Below are 18,677 nucleotides of genomic sequence, written 5' to 3'. Positions count from 1 at the left end.
AGGATATCTGAGAGGAGCTGTCCTTAGTACGAGAGGACCGGGATGGACGGACCGCTGGTGTATCAGCTGCATCGCCAGATGCATAAGGCTGGGTAGCCACGTCCGGAAGGGATAAACGCTGAAGGCATCTAAGCGTGAAGCCCCCCTCAAGATGAGATATCCCATGCGCAAGCAGTAAGACCCCTTAGAGAGTATGAGGTTAGATAGGCACAAGGTGTAAGCACGGTAACGTGTTCAGCTGATGTGTACTAATAGGTCGAGGGCTTATCCAACGAATAGTTGGTATAGGAACAAAGGGAAAATGGATTTAAGATAGTTCAGTGTTCGGTTTTGAAGGTGCAAAACCTAAAATGGCCCGGTGGCTCAGCTGGTTAGAGCGCCGCCCTGTCACGGCGGAGGTCAGGGGTTCGAACCCCCTTCGGGTCGCTCAACTTCATATTTATTCATTTCGATGACCGGGGTCTTAGCTCAGCTGGGAGAGCATCTGCCTTACAAGCAGAGGGTCACAGGTTCGAGCCCTGTAGGCCCCACTTATACACATCATTACCATAGGTGTGTGTATAAGCCGATGTGGCTCAATTGGCAGAGCAGCTGATTTGTAATCAGCAGGTTAACGGTTCGAGTCCGCTCATCGGCTCTATGGATGGCTTCCCGAGTGGCCAAAGGGGACAGACTGTAAATCTGCTGCAAATTGCTTCGGTGGTTCGAATCCACCGCCATCCATTTTTTTATTGCAATAAGCAATAAATCATATAATTCGTACGCGGTACGGATTTATAATGACGCGGGGTGGAGCAGTCTGGAAGCTCGTCGGGCTCATAACCCGAAGGTCATAGGTTCAAATCCTGTCCCCGCTACTATGTGCCTAGATAGCTCAGTTGGTAGAGCAGAGGACTGAAAATCCTCGTGTCGTTGGTTCGATTCCGACTCTAGGCATCTTTTTTTATTAATCCCGAGATGTTCGGGATTTTTTTTATTTATAGCATTTATGGTATGATTAAGGAACTGACTGTTAGTAAAACGGTTGTTTGAGGAGTAATTGGTTATGAGTAAGAGAATTATTAAGAGACTGATCGCATTGGGACTTACTGTAACAATGCTTACCGCCTGCGGAAGACAGGGACTGATAAATAATTCAGGTGTCGATTATTCTATTAGTCAGGAGCAGGGCAAATATCCGGTAACCTGGGATCTTGAGTCTGTGTATGCAAGTGAAGAGGAATGGCAGGCGGACTATGATAAGGCCATGGCCATGCTTTCAGGCTATGATAAATTCAAGGGGAAGTTAAATAACGCCAAGACAATTAAGGAGTATTTTGATTTCGCATATTTTACAGAGCTTACAAGTATACAGAGAAAGCTGTGGATGTATGCTAATCTTGGAACAGGGCTTGATGCTACGGACGCAGTCTTTAAGAACATGCAGGCGAAGCTTGATCAGATGGACAGAATTGAACAGCAGAAATGCGGCTTTGCAGATACGGAGATTTTTGAGCTTTCCCTGGAAGAGAGAAAGGAAATATTCTCTGACCCCATTTTCAAAGGGAATGAGTATTGGTTAAGGCATTATGTGGATCCGGACTATGAGCCTCTTTCCGAGGATGAGAAGCTGGTGGCATCCACGCTTTCCATGGGAATGGGATATGCTGAGGATATATTTGATATTTTGGATAATGTAGAGCTTCCTTATCCGATGATCAAGATGCCTAACGGTTCCACAGAGGAACTGAATGAAGAATTGTACTATAAGATATTGGGAAGTTCCAAATACAGCGAAGAATTCAAGGTAGAGGCTATTAAGACTTATCTGACCAGATACAAAAACTTCGCAAATACATTTGCAGCCCTCCTTGAGGAGAATTGCTCCCAGGCCTATGCATCAGCGGTCCTTAATAATGAGGAAACAACGCTGGATGATGCTTTTTCCGATTATGATCTTGATACGGCTGTATTTGATATGCTGATCAATGCGGCGCACAAGGGTATTCCCGAGTATCAGAGGTACCTTGACCTTCATGCGGAGGGGCTTGGACTTACTGAGCAATACAGCTATAACATGTCACAGCCTGTATCATATTATTACAGGAGCAGGATAGGATATGACGAAGCCGTTGATGAGGTTATAGATTCATTATCAGTTCTGGGAGATGACTACATCGATCATTTTAAGGAGATTATTTCAAGCGGTCATGTGGACGTGTATCCTGCCGACAACAAGAATTCAGGAGCCTATGAGACCAAGCTTTCTTCAGAATATCTCCCTTGGGTTTTGTTCAACTATGCGGGATATGCCGATGATGTCAGCACTATTGCCCATGAGATGGGACATGCGGTCTATGACATGTATTCTTCGGAGTGTCAGCCTGCGGCTTATCAGAATCCTACAATATTCACTCAGGAGGTGGCTTCCACCACTAATGAGCTGCTGTATTACACCTATATGATGGATAATGCTGAGTCTGATGATGAGAAGCTTTTTTACCTTGAATGTGCGATCAACATGTTTGCCGGGACATTCTTCACTCAGATGATGTACTCAGAGTTTGAGGATTATATGTACAAGATCGTGGAGTCCGGCCAGGCCCTTGATGCAGAGGAACTTAGCGATAAGTGGGCGGAGCTTACGAAGGAGTACAGAGGCGACAGCGTTAAGTACTTTGAGGACTCCAAGTATCAGTGGGCCTCGATTCCGCATCTTTACTACGTATATTACGTATACCAGTATGCAGCTGATGTGGCTTATGCGGCATCAATTGCTGAGAGAATCTCCGGTGAAGAGGGGGCTTCCAAGGAATATGTGGAGTTTTTGAAAAAAGGAAATTCAGCATCCCCGGTAGAGCTTCTTGGAATGGCAGGCGTGGATCCTTTGTCGGAGGAGACCTATGACTATGCGCTTTCTTACTTCACTTCGCTTGTAGATGAGTACGAAAGACTGATCAAAAACAGGTAATAATTCTTTACCAAGAGTTTTTTCGTTTTTTATTGTTTATTAGTTAATGTATGGTATTATGTAAACAGCAAAAAAGCGGAATTTTGATGATTATTCGGAGTTGTTATGCATAGATTTGATAGAGAAGAGCGCGAGATCTTAAGGCGCGTACTGGATATAAGAGGGTACGATTCGAATGCTTTTGACCCTGAGATATTAAATGAGCTGGAAGCGGATGAGGAGTACAAGGAGCTGCTGATCAAGCATGCTGCCGATATTCTTTCCTCCGAGAAATTCTTAACGCTCAAGACTTTTATTCAGCATGGAAATGTTACGGTGTTTGAGCACTGTATCCATGTTGCTTTGTGTGCGATCAAGCTCAACAGAAAGCTTGGCATCAATGCCAAGGAGAGACAGATGGTAAGAGGAGCGCTCCTTCATGACTATTTCCTCTATGACTGGCATGACGGAGAGGCGCCGGGAAATATTCATCCCAAGCTCCATGGATTCTATCATCCGGGAATCGCTCTTAAGAACGCCACAAGAGATTTTTCTCTTTCAGAGAGGGAAAAAGAGATAATTCGCAAGCACATGTGGCCGTTAACTGTTAAGCCGCCGCGCTGCAGAGAGGCGTGGGTTGTCTGCATGGCAGATAAATATGCTTCCACACTTGAGACACTTAAGCTTAAGAAGGGAAAGATAAGAGTTAATTATGCCTGAGTTATACAGGGAACTTATTAAACTCTCCGACAGTGATATGTATCCTTTTCACATGCCGGGACATAAAAGAAACCTTGAGAGCACCCCGATGAAGGGTGCTTTTCGATGTGATATTACAGAAATAGACGGCTACGACAACCTTCACGACGAAGAGGGAATAATCCTGGAGGCTGAGGAGAGGGCCAACAGGCTCTATGGCGCAGAAAAGACTTATTTTCTTGTGAACGGGAGTAGCTGCGGAGTTCTTAGTGCTGTATCCGCGGCAATAACAGAAGGGGGCAGGATCCTTGCAGCAAGAGGGAGCCATAAATCTTTTTATCATGCTGCGTATTTAAGGCGGCTGGATATCAGCTATCTTCCTTATAAGCAGGACGTTAGGTACGGAATTCCTGATAGTTACACAGCGGAGGATGTGAGAAGAGCACTGGGGGAAAGCATGTCTGCCAGCACAGAGGCAAAACCTGACAGTAAGCAAGGGGGCAATATTGATTTCGGTGACATATCATGTGAAAATGCAGGAATTAGTAAAAGTTCCGGAATCCAGGCTGTGTTTATAACATCCCCGACCTATGAAGGAAAATGCTCAGATGTCGCAGGAATCGCCAAGGTCTGCCACGAATATGGAATCCCTCTTATCGTGGATGCTGCTCACGGAGCGCATTTTGGGCTAAACAAGAACAAGGAAAGTGGGGAAAACGGTTACACAATCCCTGATAGCGCTGTGCATCAAGGGGCGGATATTGTGGTGCACAGTGTTCACAAGACGCTTCCTTCCATGACACAGACAGCGCTGATACATGTCCGGGGAGACCTTGTTGATAAGGAGCTGCTGAAACGCTTTTTGCGAGTATATCAGTCCTCAAGTCCTTCTTATGTACTTATGTCCTCAATAGATCTGTGCATGAAGGAAATTGAGGAAAATGGGGAGGAGTTCTTCTCAAGGCTCCTGTATTTTAGGGAAAAAATACAAAAAGCCTGCGAAAAATGCAGTATCTTAAAGGTTGTAGGCAGAAGTGACATAGAAGACCCCGCAAAAGTACTGATTTTTGTAAACAAACATGCCATGACAGGCAAGGAACTTTATGATATACTACGCGAGGAATATTCACTGCAACTTGAAATGTCAGGAAATTACTATGCTTTGGCCATTATCTCGGGGTGGGATAAGGAGGCAGGCATAGACAGGCTAATTGAGGCAATTAAGGATATTGATGCTCGATTAATCGCCAAGGAACCGGGGACCAATGTTTCCGGCAAAGAAGATTCCGGCGATAGCGGCAATGTTGACGGCAGGTGTACGACAGTCTCTTTGCCAAAAGTTGCAGAACCGCTGTATAAGGCCTGGGACGCAGTGAAGGAGAAGGTTGTTTTAGAGAAGGCATCCGGCAGGATTTCGGGAGATTTTGTTAATCTGTATCCACCCGGGATACCGCTTCTTGCGCCGGGAGAGATCGTTTCAGAAGAGATGATCCGTGAATTAAAGGGATACCTCAGCAGGGAGATGAACCTGCAGGGCGTGGAAGTATCTGATGACGGTAAGGCCACGTTGCAGGTATTAAGATACTAGTGCGAGCATAGAGACATGCTCATTACGGGTCTTAGCAAAAAACTGAGTATTGGGTGATTTATTTTTTTTCAGGAAGGATTAATATGCGTAAGACCAAGATTATTTGTACTATTGGACCTGCCAGCGAGAGCGAGGAGAAGCTCAGAGAGATCATGCTGGCAGGTATGAACGTAGCAAGATTTAACTTTTCACACGGCTCACATGAGGAGCACAAGAGAAAATACGACAGAATCAAGAAGCTTCGCGACGAGCTTGAGCTTCCTGTGGCAGTAATGCTTGATACCAAGGGACCTGAGATAAGACTTAAGGACTTTGAGAATCACAAGGAAGAGCTTGAGTCAGGTCAGAAGTTTACTCTTACTACAAGAGAGATCCTCGGAACAAAAACGGAAGTTTCCATCACTTACAAGCAGCTTCCAAGCGACGTTAAGAGCGGAAATACTATTCTTATCGATGATGGTCTTATCGAGCTTAGAGTCGATGAAGTAACAGGCGAGGATATCGTCTGCACAGTAGTTAACGGCGGACCTGTATCAGATAAGAAGGGCGTAAATGTTCCCGGTGCGGAGCTCACAATGCCTTATCTTTCAGAGCAGGATAAGAGCGATATTATTTTTGGCTGTGAGCAGGGATTTGACTTTGTAGCTGCTTCTTTCGTAAGAACCAGACAGGATGTTCTTGATATCAGAGAGATCCTTAAGGAAAAGAACAGCCAGATGAAGATCATTGCCAAGATCGAGAGCATGCAGGGTATCAACAACCTTAAGGACATCCTCAAAGAGGCAGACGGAATCATGGTTGCCAGAGGTGACATGGGTGTTGAGGTTCCTTTTGAGGACGTACCTGTTATCCAGAAGGAGATGATCAAGCTCGCTGAGTCTGAGGGTAAGTACGTTATCACTGCTACCCAGATGCTGGATTCCATGATCCATCATCCCCGTCCGACAAGAGCTGAGGTTACTGACGTTGCCAACGCTATTTACGACGGAACAACAGCAATCATGCTCTCAGGTGAGACTGCTTCAGGAGATTATCCTGTTGAGGCGGTTAAGACCATGGCAAGAATTGCTGAGCGTACAGAGGCTGACATCGACTACGTAGGAAGACTTCACAAGAGAGACTACGCACCTATCGATGCAACTACAGCTATTTCACACGCTACCTGCAATATTGCAGCTGAGCTCAATGCAGATGCTATTCTTACAGTAACGATGTCAGGCTTTACTGCCAGCATGGTTTCCAAATACAAGCCAAACTGCCAGATCATTGCCTGCACCATCAATCCTACTGTTTGCAGACAGGCCAACCTTATGTGGGGCGTAACACCTCTGCACATCAGACAGGAGGATACAGCTGACGAGCTCTTCAGAGAGGCTATCAACTCAGCCAAGAATGCAGGCTATCTTAAGGCCGGCGACAAGGTGGTTCTCACAGCAGGAGTGCCTCTTGGAATTCCGGGCAGAACAAATATGATCAGAGTGGAAGAACTCTGATATTGAATTGATGATGGAGATATGGGGGAAGATATTACCTTCATCATTTGGTTAAATTAATGGATATATAAAGGAATTTCGATTATGGGGAAGATATTTCTTTTAATGGGAAAAAGCACATCCGGCAAGGACACGATATACAAGTCCCTGATAAAGGATGAAGAGCTGGCACTTAAGATGGTGGTTCCGTACACCACAAGGCCTATGAGAGATGGAGAGACTGATGGGGTTCAGTACTTCTTCAAGACTGAGGATGAGTATCAGGCTCTCAAGGCTGCAAAAAAGATAATTGAGGAGCGTACCTACCATACCAATTATGGACCATGGCGTTACTTTACTGCTGATGACGGACAGATTGATCTCTCATCAGGCAATTATCTTGTCATCGGAACATTGGAGTCCTACTGTTCATTCAGAGACTACTTTAAGCAGGAAAATGTGGTTCCGCTTCTTATAGATGTGGATGCGAAGATTCGACTTGAAAGAGCTATGCACAGGGAAGAAAAGCAGGAGCACCCTAAGTACGATGAGATGTGCAGACGTTTTCTTGCAGATGAGGAGGATTTCTCTGAGGAGAAGATCGCCGAAGCCGGCGTAACAAAGAGGTTCTTCAATAATGCAGAGATCGAGAGCTGCATACAAGAAATTACAGAGTATATCAAAAGCTATTTATAAATAACGAAAAAGCTGTGCAATGGAGTTGAATATCACTCCGGAGCACAGCTTTATTTTTTATGATATAGGAAATTTCTCCGAAATTCCTATATCATAAAAAGAGCTCCGCTATGGATGCGCACTCGCGCGATAGGAATATGTTGCCTTCAGCAACCGCGCTCGGCGCGAGAATGTCGCAAGCGACATTCTTTTTTGTAATTATCGACCAAAATTTGCAAATGTGAGCATAACAGTTTCTGCTGAAAAAACATAAACAAAGGCTTATAGTGCAATTTATGCTTTATAATAAAATGATAATAGTTTCAAAATAGAAAAGAGGGGGAAATTTGAAAAAAAGACTTATTGTAGCTACCTGCGGTGTAGTTATTGCGCTGGCAGGCTGTGGCGCAGAAAAAGAAAATGCGACCGGACTTGTGAAAGAGCTGATTCCTGTGGCAGATAGCGGGCAGCAGACCGCTAATGGAGGGACTACCGAGGAGAACAAGACGTCAGAGGAAAAAACTTCTGATCAGACTCAGGATATCTCTACGGAAGGAGCAATCACCAAGGACCAGGCCCTTGAGGCAATTAAGAACTACTGCTTTGAAAATAATTCGGATCTGGAGGGAATGCTTGATTCCGAGGACTACACCACCTATTTTGAGGTTTACGATGGTGAACAGGGGGAGATAGTTGTGCTGTTCAGGTCTTACACCGGGGCACAGAGCCGCTATTATGTGGACCCGAAGACAGGAGATACATACGGAACTGAGCTGGTTCCCGGGATAATTGATGAGGAGCAGCGAACAGAAGAGTTTTTTAATGTTAAGGATTACATGAATAAGACGGCAGATTCTGCGAAAGATGCTGAAGGGACAAAAGAGCTTTTTTCCAGAGCAGATGGAGAGCGATATGAGGGTACCATAATTCTTGAGGGCATGGAGGAGAAGGTACAGTATGAGCATGCCGTTAGCAGGACTCTGGGCTTCGAGATTGACTACGAGTATGAGTTTTACACAAGATACAGCAGTGCGGAGGGAGAATGTTTTATCAGCGTTTATGACGATGCCAGCAATCCCGAGGATTACCTGGAGATAGAGTACTGGGCTGAGAGCGCGGATGCTGTGGTTGCCTCCATAAGTGAGGAGCTGTCAAAAGAGTATGAGATCAGCACTGACATCTATGAGCTGGACAATGCCGGTCCCTGCACAAGGATTGACGCATCAGCCAATGTAGGCGGTCAGACAATGCCTGAGCATCTGCAGAAGGTGTATATTATTCCCGACGGAGAGGGCACTATAGTAGGCACTGCCCACTACAATATTGAGGGGGCTGAAGGCACCGGACGACGTTTCATGTATATGATGAACACACTGCATGTTATCAAGGACTAATGTGGTATAATAACTAGAGGTAGCACGTTGATTTGGAGGGCGGTTTATGGATATTAAGATAAGCGGTATCACACCTACCAATCAGCCCCAGGCTCCGGAGCAGGTTCAGGAGGCCACAGGGGATTTTAAATTTGTGCTCACAAGTAAGCTTGAGGATACAGGCCTTGCGGAGCGTCTTAATCTGATGCTTCAGGATATTATCCAGCAGGGAGACCGCATTTCCAAGAAAAACGACATCAAGGATATGCAGAGGTATCGGATACTTATCAAGGACTTTTTGAATGAAGTGGTAACAAGGTCCCATGAGTTTTCCAGAGAGAACTTTCTGGACAGGAGAGGGCGTCACAGAGTCTACGGCATCATCAGGCAGGTGGACGATGAACTGGATGCTCTGGCCCGGGAACTTGTTAAGGATGAGAAGGACAATATAGCCATCCTGGCTAAAATAGGACAGATACAGGGGCTCCTATTGGATATCTTTACCTGATAGGCCCATAGCATAGGGACTTCTTGGTGGAAGCCCTAATAATCTGCCAACCTTTTCGAACAATACAGATTATGATAGCGTCCATTAAGGAGAAGAGGCGAAATGGCAGATTTTTCTGATATCATAGATCAACAGCAGATGAAGGAGCATATGCAGAATGCTCTTAAGACCGGCAAGGTATCCCATGCGTATATCATCTCAGGGGAGAATGAGGCGGGCAAAGAGTATATTGCAAGGATCTTTGCCAAGGCACTTCAGTGCCAGCACAGGAAGGATGAAGGCGATTATATCGAGGCCTGTAATGAGTGTCCCTCCTGCATCAAGGCACTTTCCGAGAACCATCCGGATATCATCACAATTACCCACGATAAGCCAAACAGCATAGGTGTTGATGACATCAGGGAGAAACTTCGTGATGACGTTGTCATACGCCCCTATGAGAGTGATTATAAGATCTACATTATTCCTGAAGGGGAAAAAATGACCGTAGCGGCCCAGAACGCTCTTTTGAAAACCCTGGAAGAGCCTCCGGCCTATATCGTAATGATAATTCTTACCAATAACATCAATGCATTCCTGCCCACTATCATAAGTAGATGCATAGTGCTTCCCATGAAACCCGCCAGGGACGAAGCCATTACAAAATTCCTGATGGAGACCTGTAAGATTGTGGATTACAAGGCCATGGTATGTGCCTCTTTTGCCAGGGGAAATGTGGGTAAGGCCATCAGTCTTGCCTCCAACGAGAGGTTTGAGAATCTCAAGAACGAGACCATAGAGCTGGTGGGGAAGCTTAAGAACCTTGAGATATATGACATCATGAACAGAGTCCACGCCATTCTGGAGCCGGAGGAGGAAGATTCCAAGACGGCCAAAAAGGGTATCGACCTGGTTGCGCTTGAGGACTTCATGGATGTGCTCCTGTTCCTGTTTCGTGACATGCTGGTTTATAAGGCTACAGGAGAGGATGTTCACTTGATTTTCACCGACAAGGTATCGTATATTAGTAGTGTTACGAAAACTATCAGCTACGAGGGGATAGATCGTATTATTAAGAACATGGAAACTGCGAAGAATCGCATTAGTTCCAATGTTAACATAGATTTAGCTCTGGAGCTGATGCTTCTGGGCATTAAGGAGTGTTTATGACAAGAGTTATCGGCGTAAGATTCAGATCCGCCGGAAAGATATATTTCTTTTCACCGGGTAAGTATGAGATCAAAAAGGGTGACCACGTTATTGTAGAGACCGCAAGAGGTGTTGAGTACGGAACAGTAGTGGGCGAGCCCAGAGACATTGAGGACGAAGAGGTTATCAAGCCCCTTAAGACAGTCCTCAGAACAGCCAGCACCAAGGACGATGAGCAGGAGAGAAGCAACAGAGAGAAGGAGAAGGAAGCCTTCAGAATCTGTCTCGAGAAGATCAAGAAGCACAATCTTGATATGAAGCTCATTGATGCTGAGTATACCTTTGATAACAACAAGATTCTCTTTTATTTCACTGCCGACGGCAGAATAGATTTCAGAGAGCTGGTAAAAGATCTGGCTTCTGTATTCAAGACCAGAATCGAGCTTCGCCAGATCGGTGTAAGGGATGAGACCAAGATAATCGGTGGCTACGGCATCTGCGGCAGACCACTGTGCTGCCATTCATATCTTTCAGACTTCGTGCCTGTATCAATCAAGATGGCCAAGGAGCAGAGCCTTTCCCTTAATCCCACCAAGATCTCCGGAGTATGCGGAAGACTTATGTGCTGCCTCAAGAACGAAGAGGATGTATACGAGGAGCTTAACCGCAAGATGCCCGGAATCGGCGATTTCTGCAAGGCTAAGGACGGACTTGAGGGCGAGGTATCAAGTGTTAATATCCTTCGTCAGACCCTGAAGATCCTTGTTGAAGTGGACGATGAGAAGGAAGTTCACGAGTACAAGCTCGAGGACATCGAATTCTTCAAGAAGAAGCAGAAGAAAAAGAACAATGGTAAGAAGAGTGCCCAGGAAGCCGAGGAGATGAAGGAACTTGAGGCCCTGGAGAAGATTGAGAAACAGGAAGGAAAGTCAAAGCTTGGCGACAATTGAGCTAAAGAGCACAGAGCGACTGGACGATCTTCAGAGAAACGGATATAAGATCATACAGGATCCTGAGAGATTCTGTTTTGGAATGGATGCGGTTTTGCTGTCAGGCTTTGCCTCAGCTCCCGAGGACGGGAGAGTACTGGACCTTGGCACCGGAACCGGCATTATTCCCATACTTATGGCGGCCAAGACGCCCGCCAGTGAACTGATCGGTCTTGAGATTCAGGAAGAAAGCGCTGACATGGCAAGAAGAAGCGTTCTTCTTAACGACCTTCAGGACAAAGTGAAAATAGTTAACGGCGATATCAAGGAGGCAGGACATTTATTTGATGCTGCCTCTTTTGACGTTGTAACAAGCAATCCTCCCTACATGATAGGAGGACACGGGCTGCAAAATCCCGATGCGCCCAAGGCCATCGCAAGACATGAGATACTGTGCGATCTGGAGGATGTCATTTCGGCAGCAGCCAGATGTCTTAAAAGCGGAGGTAAGTTTTATATGGTCCACAGGCCCTTCAGACTGGCAGAGATCATGGTGCTGATGCATGAGTACAAGGTGGAACCCAAGAGGATGCAGCTTGTTTATCCTTTTGTGGACAAAGAGCCCAGCATGGTGCTGATCGAGGGAGCACGAGGCGGAAAGAGCCGCATTACAGTGGAAAAGCCGCTTATCATCTATGAAGAGCCGGGGAAATATACTCCCGAGATCTATGACATTTATGGCTATTAATACAGATTTATCATGTTATCGTTGTTAATTATTATGTGTTTTTATAGAAAGAGAAAATATGCAGGGTAAATTATATCTTTGTGCAACTCCAATCGGAAATCTGGACGACATGACCTTCAGAGTTCTTGAGACTTTGAAGGAAGTTGATCTGATCGCTGCGGAGGACACAAGAAACAGCATAAAGCTTCTGAATCACTTTGATATTCATACTGAGATGACCAGTTATCATGAGTATAACAAGTATGACAAGGCACAGTGGCTTATTCAGAAGATGCAGGAAGGCACCAATGTCGCCCTCATCACTGATGCGGGAACTCCTGCCATATCTGATCCCGGTGAAGTTCTGGTGGCAGAGTGCCACAAGGCAGGAATAACCGTAACTTCCCTTCCGGGACCTGCGGCATGTATCACTGCGCTGACACTTTCGGGACTTAGCACAAGGAGATTCTGCTTCGAAGGTTTTTTACCATCCCAGGAGGATAAGAAGGTAAGGAAGAGAATCCTGGAGGATCTTAAGGATGAGAGCAGGACGATAATTGTCTATGAGGCGCCCCATCATCTGAAGGCGGTGCTGAGAGACCTCTATGAGGCTCTTGGTGACAGGCGAATTACCATATGCAGGGAGCTGACCAAGAAATTTGAGGAGGCTAATCCGACAACTATCGCTGCAGCCATAGCTTTTTACGAACAAAATGAACCAAGAGGCGAGTATGTCCTTGTAATTGAGGGGAAGAGCCTGGAGGAGCAGGACGCGGAAAAGCAGCTCTCCTGGCAGGAGATGAGTATAGAGGAGCACATGAAGATCTATGAAGATCAGGGGATATCTCATAAGGATGCCATGAAGAAGGTGGCAGCAGACAGAGGAGTCGGCAAAAGGGAGATCTATCAGGCACTTCTTGAGAGTGAGAAGTAAAGACGAATAGTTTTGGCAAGGTTGGAGGGCATTATGGCAGAAAAGACTTATGTGGCAAAAAGACCACCCATGGGGTGGAACAGCTGGGATTGCTACGGAGCAAGCGTCAATGAGGAGCAGCTTCTTGGAAATGCCAGATACATGGCAGAGCACCTTAAGGAATTCGGCTGGGAATATGTGGTGTGTGACATTCAGTGGTATGAACCCACAGCGGATTCCCACTGGTATCACAAGTTCACCGAGCTTGAGATGGATGAGTATTCAAGACTTATCCCTGCAGTGAACAGATTTCCTTCTTCGGCAGGGGGCAAGGGGTTTGGACCTATCGCCAAGGAAATTCACGATATGGGGCTTAAGTTCGGAATCCACATTATGAGAGGAATTCCAAGGCAGGCAGTGCATAGGAATACGCACTTACTGGGGACAACAGCAACAGCCAGGGATATCGCCCAGACCGGTTCCATCTGCATGTGGAATACAGATATGTACGGAGTTGACGCTTCTGTAATGGGAGCGCAGGAATACTATAATTCCATTTTTGAAATGTACGCCGAGTGGGGCGTTGACTATGTAAAGGTTGACGATATCGCAAGGGTTGATGTGGGACCGGAGGCTCCCGGAGCAGGTTTTTCTGAGATCGCCATGATCAAAAAGGCCATTGAGAACTGCGGAAGGCCCATGGTTCTCAGTCTTTCACCGGGCCCGGCAAGAGTGGATCAGAAGGACTTCCTTCTGGAAAATGCAAACATGTGGAGAATGACCGATGATTTCTGGGATAAGTGGGAACATCTCTATGGGATGTTCGAAAGGTGCCATGCCTGGGAAGGTATCGGCTGCAAGGACCACTGGCCTGACTGTGATATGTTGCCTCTTGGCAAGCTCTGTCTTATAGAAAAAGAAGGCGGAGGTCACTATACCTCTTTTACCAAGGATGAGCAGAGAGTTCTCATGACGCTGTGGTGCATGTTCAGATCGCCCCTGATGTTTGGCGGTGAGATGAGAGAGAACGATGACTTCACCCTGGAGCTTATGACCAATACAAGGCTTCTTGATATGCACCGCTACGGAAGGAAGGCAAGGCAGATATCCAGGGAGGATGATCTGGTTGTCTGGAAGAGCCTGTCCAAGGATGGGAAAAAGGCCTATGTGGCTTTCTTTAACATCAGTGAGGAAAAGAAGAAGTTCAAGATAAGATTCAAGGATCTGGAGATCAAGGCAAAGAACGAGCTTCCTGCTGCAAATATATGGACCGGAGAGGGCCTTACCTTAAAGAATAAGACCCAGGCTGAGCTCAAACCGCATTCTGTACTTTGCTATGAGCTAGGAATATCAGAATAAGGCGTGAGTTAAAGATTATTGCGGGAAAATGAGAATGAATTCTCAAATAGGGAAATTTACAGTTATTTTATACAAATTTGCCCTGAAATTCTTGTGAAAATCTTGCCTTTGTAGTATAAATGTAGTAGTGGGCTCAATTTGGCCCAACTTTTAACAGTGTATCTGCGAATTTTCTGCATATTATTCAATTTATTAACTGCAAACTGATAATATCAGACTATTTGCGCAAAAAATATTTAAAGAAAAGAGGTCACAGAATGGCAAACATTGATTTAACTCAGTATGGCATCACAGGCACAACCGAGCTGGTTTACAACCCTTCATATGAGCTTCTTTACGAAGAAGAGAAGAAGCCAGATCTTACAGGATATGAGGTAGGTGTTGACACAGAGCTTGGCGCAGTAAACGTTATGACAGGTATCTACACAGGTCGTTCACCTAAAGATAAGTATATCGTAATGGATGCTAACTCAAAGGATACTGTTTGGTGGACTTCTGACGAGTACAAGAACGACAACCACCCTATGAGCGAAGAAGTTTGGGCTAAGGTTAAGGACATTGCAAAGAAAGAGCTTTGCAACAAGAGACTCTTTGTAGTTGACGCTTTCTGCGGAGCTAACAAGGATTCCCGTATGGCAGTTCGTTTCATCGTAGAGGTTGCTTGGCAGGCTCACTTCATCAAGAACATGTTCATCCAGCCTACAGATGCAGAGCTTGCAGAGTTCAAGCCTGATTTCGTAGTTTATAACGCTTCCAAGGCTAAGGTTGATGACTATCAGGCACTTGGTCTTAATTCAGAGACCTGCGTAGCATTCAACATCACAAGCCGTGAGCAGGTTATCATCAATACATGGTACGGCGGAGAGATGAAGAAGGGTATGTTCTCAATGATGAATTATTACCTTCCTCTTAAGGGCATGGCTTCCATGCACTGCTCAGCTAACACAGATATGGAAGGTAAGAACACAGCTGTATTCTTCGGCCTTTCAGGAACAGGTAAGACAACACTTTCTACAGATCCTAAGAGACTTCTCATCGGTGATGACGAGCACGGCTGGGACGACAACGGAGTATTCAACTTCGAGGGCGGCTGCTATGCTAAGGTTATCGGTCTTGACAAGGAGTCTGAGCCTGATATCTACAACGCTATCAAGAGAGATGCTCTTCTTGAGAACGTAACTGTAGCTGCAGACGGCAAGATCGACTTTGATGATAAGAGCGTTACAGAGAACACTCGTGTATCTTATCCTATCAACCACATCAAGAACATTGTTCTTAATGTTAATCCTACATCTTCAGGCCCTGCTGCTAAGAACGTTATCTTCCTTTCAGCTGATGCGTTCGGAGTACTTCCTCCTGTATCAATTCTGACACCTGAGCAGACACAGTACTACTTCCTTTCAGGCTTCACAGCTAAGCTTGCAGGAACAGAGAGAGGAATCACAGAGCCTACACCTACATTCTCAGCTTGCTTCGGACAGGCATTCCTTGAGCTTCATCCTACAAAGTACGGTGAGGAGCTCGTTAAGAAGATGCAGAAGAGCGGAGCTAAGGCTTACCTTGTAAACACAGGTTGGAACGGCACAGGCAAGAGAATCTCCATCAAGGATACTCGTGGAATCATCGATGCAATCCTTAACGGCGACGTTCTCAAGGCTGAGACCAAGAAGATCCCGATCTTCGATTTCGAAGTTCCTACATCTCTTCCCGGAGTTGATCCTGCAATCCTTGATCCTCGTGATACATACGCTGATGCTTCCGAGTGGGAGACAAAGGCTAAGGATCTTGCTGAGAGATTCATCAAGAACTTCAAGAAATATGAAGGCAACGATGCCGGTAAGGCACTTGTTGCAGCAGGCCCCAAGCTTTGATTTAAGAGCCTGTGCTTAGAATAATATGATTATCAGGGGATGGTTTCCTTCGGGAGACCATCCCTTTTTTAATGCTTAGTTTATAAAAAAGTTATCGACTATATGTTATAATGTTATCGGTTCGAAGCGCTTTGCGATTATGGATATACTTTATGGAAAATGTAGAGCAAGAACATCTCACGAATATAATAGATAGAACGCTCATAATAGCGATCCTTGTTTCTTATGGGTTCTTTTGCATCAGTACCTTCTTAAGAAACAATTTTTTTATGCTTCTGTTTTCGCCGGTAACGGTTACGCTGACAGGCGTACTTATGCTGTTTTGTTTAAAGAGGCTTGGGAAATACTGGGTTCCTGCACTTATCCTGGCCTGCGGAGTGCTTTTCTATGCACTGGCGGATATCATAATGTTCTTTGATGAGGCTGTAACCGGGAAATTCGCCATGGGCGAACTTATAGCCACAATATATCTTTTTCCCAATTATCTCTTTGGCACATCAGTCGCTGTCTATTTCCTGCAAAAATTAAAAAGAACAGAGCTATACCAGTTTCTTGTAAATGTGTTTGTCTTTACAAGCTTTGGCTTCGTGGCTTTCAGACATATTCTTATTTATCTCGGCTCCTATGAGATTCTTACACGATCTGAGCTTCTAAGAGTTTATCTTTATTTCAGCATCAGTATTTTTATCCTGATAATGCTCTTTAACATGTACTGTATGATTGCGGGCGGAGGCGGAATCAAGCCCACAAATATCATGATCCTGGGTATTTTTGTCTATATCATATTTGATATTCCCTACACCTATCTGCAGGCCATAGGGCAGGATCCGGAAAATGACTATACAAACCTGTGTTACGTGCTGTGCATGATGCTCATGGCCTGTGGATTGTATTTTCAGGTCAAAAAAGAATATGATTTCAAGCTAAAGGGCTATGAATACTCGGAGAGAACTGCCAAGCGAACCAGTATTTTTGTTACTGTAGGTATCTTGGCTTCTCTTGTTTTGCTTTGTACCAATCATATAGACAGGGACGAATTCTTCTATATCGTGCTGCCTATGCTGGTTTACTGGCTGACATATTCGGTACTTCATAACGGAGCCCTGAACGAGCAGCTTTTGAAACAGAGGGATATCCTGACGGGACTTTATAACCGGCGCTACTGCGGCGACATCATGGCAGAGTCGGTAAAAATGTCCTATGATACCGGCAAAAAATTTGCGGTCTTCTATGCAGATCTAAACAGCTTCAAGCCCATCAACGATTCCTATGGCCACGATATGGGTGACAGGGTACTTAAGGAGTTTGGATCCAGAATGCTGGCTCTTCCCGCGGAGTATGTTTCCTTCAGAACCGGAGGAGACGAGTTCATGATTGTAAAAAATGGGGTTGAGTCCGAGGCGGACCTGGATGCCACTGCGGTTCATCTTCAGAGACTTTTTAACACACCTCTTAACCTGGACACCTATATTTTTACCCTGTCCGGAAGTATTGGCTATGCCCTTTATCCCGATGACAGCAAAGAGACTGATAACCTGATCCGCTATGCGGATGCGGCCATGTATTCCGTCAAGCACAGCGCCAATAAAGATGATTTCAAGAGGTTCGACAAGGGGCTGGTGGCCAGCGTTGAGAAGCATAAATCCCTTGAGAACAGGCTAAAGGATGCAGATCTGGCAAAAGACTTTGAACTGCGGTATCAGCCAAGGATAGATGCCGGCACCGGAAAGACCGTGGCGGTGGAGGTGCTGCCAAGATTAAAGTCCGAGGAGGAATGTACCGCCTATGAGCTTCTTCCCATAGCGGAAGAGGTGGGACTTATGAACCGCCTGGGCAAGTGGATAATTGAGACAGCCCTTGATCAGCAGAAAAAATGGCGGGATGAGGACAGGAAAAATATTGCAGTTTCTGTGAATCTGTCGCCCCTGCAGCTTCTGGATAATGATTTTCTTACAAGGCTTAGAGAGATCACAGAGAGCGACGGCCTTGATCCATCGGGGATCCTTTTGGAGATCAGCAATGAAGCCATTATGGGAACTTCAACAGCTGTGAGGCAGACCCTCTGGGACCTTAATAAGTACGGCTATCACCTGGTGCTCAATGACTTCGGCGGTGGAAATATCAACCTTGGTCAGATGCAGGACTGCGGCTTTACTGCCATCAATCTGTCCCCATCCCTGGTGCTGGGAGAAGAGGACAAGAAGGTAAAAACACTGATAAAGGCCATTGTGAGCATGGCAATGGAGCTTGATATCAAGGTCTGCGCCATAGGTGTTGAGAGCAGGGAACAGGCAGAGGCTCTTGGGAAAATGGGCATCACCTGCCTTCAGGGATTCTACTATGGCAAACCTCTTTCTGCAGAGGATTTTAAAAATTCCCAGTACTTCTAGGACAAAAAATGCAATGTTTTTTTGAAATAAGGCAAAAAAACGAGTATAAAATGTGATACCAATCTAATAAACTTGTAATTAAGTCAGGCAATGATAGTAAACTCGTGTGGATAAAT

14 protein-coding genes, 6 tRNA genes and 1 rRNA gene are annotated in these 18,677 nt (G+C 45.5%); all 21 read left to right on the top strand.

All coding sequences use genetic code 11. The features are described from left to right. Window positions 1-272 (top strand): 23S ribosomal RNA (locus tag G588_RS0106900); the annotation flags it as partial. An 80-nt stretch (window positions 273-352) separates the two neighbouring features. Beyond that, a tRNA-Asp gene (locus G588_RS0106895) sits at window positions 353-426 on the top strand. A gap of 31 nt (window positions 427-457) precedes the next feature. Then, window positions 458-530: transfer RNA gene (locus tag G588_RS0106890), tRNA-Val, on the top strand. 34 nt (window positions 531-564) lie between these two features. Beyond that, window positions 565-637: transfer RNA gene (locus tag G588_RS0106885), tRNA-Thr, on the top strand. A 4-nt stretch (window positions 638-641) separates the two neighbouring features. After that, a tRNA-Tyr gene (locus G588_RS0106880) sits at window positions 642-723 on the top strand. Between the two features lie 60 nt (window positions 724-783). After that, a tRNA-Met gene (locus G588_RS0106875) sits at window positions 784-857 on the top strand. A 6-nt stretch (window positions 858-863) separates the two neighbouring features. Further along, a tRNA-Phe gene (locus G588_RS0106870) sits at window positions 864-936 on the top strand. A gap of 109 nt (window positions 937-1,045) precedes the next feature. After that, window positions 1,046-2,950, top strand: a complete 1,905-nt coding sequence (locus G588_RS0106865; protein WP_022778025.1) for a M3 family metallopeptidase — start codon at window positions 1,046-1,048, stop codon at window positions 2,948-2,950. A 105-nt stretch (window positions 2,951-3,055) separates the two neighbouring features. Continuing rightward, entirely contained in the window at window positions 3,056-3,649 is a 594-nt protein-coding gene (locus G588_RS0106860; protein WP_022778024.1) for an HD domain-containing protein, read from the top strand. Then, window positions 3,642-5,216 (top strand): aminotransferase class I/II-fold pyridoxal phosphate-dependent enzyme, encoded by a 1,575-nt coding sequence (locus tag G588_RS0106855; protein ID WP_022778023.1) that lies wholly within the window; start codon window positions 3,642-3,644, stop codon window positions 5,214-5,216. The genes G588_RS0106860 and G588_RS0106855 overlap by 8 nt, the downstream gene beginning before the upstream one ends. Before the next feature lie 83 nt (window positions 5,217-5,299). Beyond that, window positions 5,300-6,709, top strand: a complete 1,410-nt coding sequence (gene pyk / locus G588_RS0106850) for a pyruvate kinase (RefSeq protein ID WP_022778022.1) — start codon at window positions 5,300-5,302, stop codon at window positions 6,707-6,709. Window positions 6,710-6,793: 84 nt separating this feature from the next. Then, window positions 6,794-7,384, top strand: coding sequence for a guanylate kinase (locus G588_RS0106845; protein ID WP_022778021.1), 591 nt, complete (start codon window positions 6,794-6,796; stop codon window positions 7,382-7,384). Window positions 7,385-7,710: 326 nt separating this feature from the next. Continuing rightward, complete coding sequence (locus G588_RS0106840) at window positions 7,711-8,757, top strand: hypothetical protein (RefSeq protein WP_022778020.1); 1,047 nt, start codon at window positions 7,711-7,713, stop codon at window positions 8,755-8,757. Between the two features lie 46 nt (window positions 8,758-8,803). Then, on the top strand, window positions 8,804-9,244 hold the full coding sequence (locus tag G588_RS0106835; RefSeq protein WP_022778019.1) for a YaaR family protein: 441 nt from the start codon (window positions 8,804-8,806) through the stop codon (window positions 9,242-9,244). A gap of 102 nt (window positions 9,245-9,346) precedes the next feature. After that, the gene (locus tag G588_RS0106830) at window positions 9,347-10,393 is read left to right on the top strand and encodes a DNA polymerase III subunit (protein WP_022778018.1); all 1,047 of its coding nucleotides are present in this window, start codon (window positions 9,347-9,349) and stop codon (window positions 10,391-10,393) included. Continuing rightward, window positions 10,390-11,322 carry a PSP1 domain-containing protein gene (locus tag G588_RS0106825; protein WP_022778017.1) on the top strand — a complete coding sequence of 311 codons (933 nt, stop codon included), beginning with the start codon at window positions 10,390-10,392 and terminating at the stop codon, window positions 11,320-11,322. Before G588_RS0106830 ends, G588_RS0106825 begins: the two co-directional genes overlap by 4 nt. Window positions 11,323-11,404: 82 nt before the next feature. Then, entirely contained in the window at window positions 11,405-12,049 is a 645-nt protein-coding gene (locus tag G588_RS0106820) for a tRNA1(Val) (adenine(37)-N6)-methyltransferase (protein WP_242830345.1), read from the top strand. 58 nt (window positions 12,050-12,107) lie between these two features. Further along, the gene (rsmI, locus tag G588_RS0106815) at window positions 12,108-12,962 is read left to right on the top strand and encodes a 16S rRNA (cytidine(1402)-2'-O)-methyltransferase (RefSeq protein WP_022778015.1); all 855 of its coding nucleotides are present in this window, start codon (window positions 12,108-12,110) and stop codon (window positions 12,960-12,962) included. A gap of 33 nt (window positions 12,963-12,995) precedes the next feature. Next, window positions 12,996-14,300 carry a glycoside hydrolase family 27 protein gene (locus G588_RS0106810; RefSeq protein ID WP_022778014.1) on the top strand — a complete coding sequence of 435 codons (1,305 nt, stop codon included), beginning with the start codon at window positions 12,996-12,998 and terminating at the stop codon, window positions 14,298-14,300. Window positions 14,301-14,557: 257 nt separating this feature from the next. Next, window positions 14,558-16,171, top strand: a complete 1,614-nt coding sequence (pckA, locus tag G588_RS0106805; protein WP_022778013.1) for a phosphoenolpyruvate carboxykinase (ATP) — start codon at window positions 14,558-14,560, stop codon at window positions 16,169-16,171. Window positions 16,172-16,440: 269 nt separating this feature from the next. Further along, entirely contained in the window at window positions 16,441-18,561 is a 2,121-nt protein-coding gene (locus tag G588_RS0106800; protein WP_022778012.1) for a putative bifunctional diguanylate cyclase/phosphodiesterase, read from the top strand. Window positions 18,562-18,677 lie beyond the last annotated feature (116 nt).

The sequence above is a fragment of the Butyrivibrio sp. AE3009 genome, assembly GCF_000420845.1.
Taxonomy (GTDB): Bacteria; Bacillota; Clostridia; order Lachnospirales; family Lachnospiraceae; genus Butyrivibrio.
The sequence above is the reverse complement of the archived record's forward strand: the minus strand, read 5'-3'. Positions and strand labels throughout refer to the sequence as shown.